This is a genomic window from Mesorhizobium sp. M7D.F.Ca.US.004.03.1.1, assembly GCF_003998635.1.
In the GTDB taxonomy this organism is placed as follows: domain Bacteria; phylum Pseudomonadota; class Alphaproteobacteria; order Rhizobiales; family Rhizobiaceae; genus Mesorhizobium; species Mesorhizobium loti.
This window is the reverse complement of record NZ_RZQG01001248.1, coordinates 1-1390: the sequence shown is the minus strand read 5'-3', so window position 1 is coordinate 1390 and position 1390 is coordinate 1. Positions and strand designations below refer to the sequence as shown.

At 60.6% G+C, this 1390-nt stretch carries 1 protein-coding gene; it reads left to right on the top strand.

The window, feature by feature from the left end; translation table 11 throughout:
• A partial coding sequence (locus tag EN935_RS36030) for a Rieske 2Fe-2S domain-containing protein (protein ID WP_127374229.1) occupies positions 1 to 1203 on the top strand: 1203 nt, incomplete at its 5' end.
• Positions 1204 to 1390 lie beyond the last annotated feature (187 nt).

Genomic DNA, 1390 nt, shown 5'->3' with positions numbered 1-1390 from the left:
CCGATGCGGCTCATGCTGCTGGGAGAAAAGCTCATAGCCTTCCGCGACACGAGCGGCCGTGTTGGTATCTTCGATCACCGTTGCCCGCATCGCTGCGCGTCGCTGTTCTTCGGCCGCAACGAGCACGGCGGCATCCGCTGCGCATATCACGGCTGGAAGTTCGACGTGGAGGGAAATTGTCTCGACCAGCCGAACGTGCCGGATAAGAACCGGTATCCGGCCGGCACCAAGGCGATGGCCTACAAGGTCACCGAGCGGGGCGGGATGGTGTTTGTTTATATGGGCAAGCGCGAAGTCGCCCCACCCTTACCGGACCTGGAGCCGACCATGGTCGACACCAACGACAAGGGCATCGCGCTGACCCAGCGAGACTGCAACTGGCTGCAGGCGCTCGAAGGTGACGTCGATACCTCGCACCTGGGCTTCCTCCATGTCGGGGGCGTTGATAGCGGGCGTCTCGATATGAGCGATCCGGCGAGCTACACGGTCATCAACAAGGACCCGAAGATCAATGTTACAGAGACCGACTTCGGAACCATGTATTCGGCCCAGCGCGACGCCAATGAAGGTCATGAGCATCACCGCTTCGCCTCATTCATCTTCCCGTTCTGGGTTACCTATCCCAGCGACATGCTGACCCACAATGTGTCCGCAAACGCCTGGGTGCCAATCGACGATCACCACACCATGATCTTCAACATTGACGTGTTCCGCGGCACGGGTAAGGACACCGCCTTACGCTACAATGACGGTTCGGTCGTTCCTGGCCTTGCCCGTCCGCTGGAGTACTTGCCCCGCACGAACGATTGGATGGGCCGCTGGCGACCCGTCGCCAACAAGTCAAACGACTACGGCATCGACCGCCAATGGCAGCGCAGTGGGGAGAGCTACACGGGCATCGCCGGCATTCCCATGCAAGACCAGGCGATCCAGGAAAGCATGGGCGAGATCATTGACCGTACGCTCGAACACCTCGCATCGAGCGACCGCATGGTGATGCTGACGCGCAAGGTCCTGCTGAATGCCGCGATCAAGTACCGAGAAACCGGCGAACTACCGCGCGCTGTTGATGAGCCCGAACTTTGCCGAGACGCCCGCGGTGGCGACATCGTGGTGGAGAAGGGCACCGACTGGCTCGATGCCTACGAGGATGCGATGAACGCCGCCATCGGCCCCCTCCACCCGCTCAAGGCGGCCGAATAGACCAGCTGACAAAGTTGCCCGCCGCCTCGCAACCCGGCGTCGGGCATGCCGCCATCAATGCACTGGAACAACCATGATTGACAGACCGCAGACCTTAACCCGTCGACCTGCCGGTGAGGCATTGATACGAGGCAAGCACATCTTGCTCAAGGCGATCGACGAATACACTGTCGACACTCTGGATGAT